This is a genomic window from Citrobacter cronae (genome assembly GCF_016893685.1).
Lineage (GTDB): Bacteria > Pseudomonadota > Gammaproteobacteria > Enterobacterales > Enterobacteriaceae > Citrobacter > Citrobacter werkmanii.
Map to the genome: position 1 here is coordinate 3971579 of NZ_CP069763.1, position 896 is coordinate 3972474.

General features: G+C 54.5%; 1 protein-coding gene. It reads right to left on the reverse strand.

Going from position 1 to position 896, the window contains the following annotated elements:
- Positions 1-176: 176 nt before the first annotated feature.
- The coding region (locus JSN25_RS17170) for an ATP-binding protein (protein ID WP_204525174.1) at positions 177-896 on the reverse strand (720 nt) is incomplete at its 5' end.

The following is an 896-nucleotide window of genomic DNA, read 5'->3' on the forward strand; positions in this document are numbered from 1 at the left end:
TCGCCAGCGCGAATAACTACTGCCCTACGTACCAGGTGAAGCATCAGGTTGTGTGCCTTCTTGCTGTCGCATCCCAGAAGGTTCTGAACCTGACGCGGCGTTATGCTCTGGTTAACCCGAAGAAAATCGACAATTGCCCACAGTGATTTGCTTGCCATAGTGATTTGTCCTTGAAGTTATTTAACGATCCGGAGATGGCTAACGTTCTTGCGGTAGCTTCCCCAGTCAAAGTTCACCCACATCCCGCCATCCATCTGGAGACGGTCGATAACTCGCGCACCCAACGCCCCGAGAAGCTCGTCGTGGTTCAGGTTTGTCAGGATCCCTACCGGACGCATCGACGACAGGCGACGGTCGATAACCTGATTCAGAATGACTTTCTCGCCGTTGCTTCCGCGCTGAATACCGACTTCATCCAGTACCAGCAGATCGACTTTGCAGAGGTCATCCAGAAGCGAAGCCTCTGACTGGCCACCGTCGTAGCACTCGCGAACGCGTAGCATCAGGTCAGGGATAGTGACGACCAGCACGCTATGCCCGCCAGAAAGCAAATGATTTCCGATTGCTGCAGCGAGATGGTTTTTCCCGGTACCAGGGCCACCGCTAAACACGAAGCTCGCGAACCCAGCACCGAAATTCTGTGCGTAGCTCTTTGCCATCGTGAAGGCTTTGCGCTGCCCTTCCCCAGATACCTGGTAATTCGCGAACGTGCAGCTGCGATGTAGACTTTGGATTCCTGAGCGACCGAAGATTTTCTCTGTCCGGGCTTTCTGGTTCAGCCTGTCCAGTTCTTCACACCGCTTCAGGCCCTCTTCCCGCTGCCACGCCAGCAACTCTGCAGCACTTGTGAACTTCGGCTGAACGCCTGGTGGAATGAGTTTTTTCAGGCGATCAAG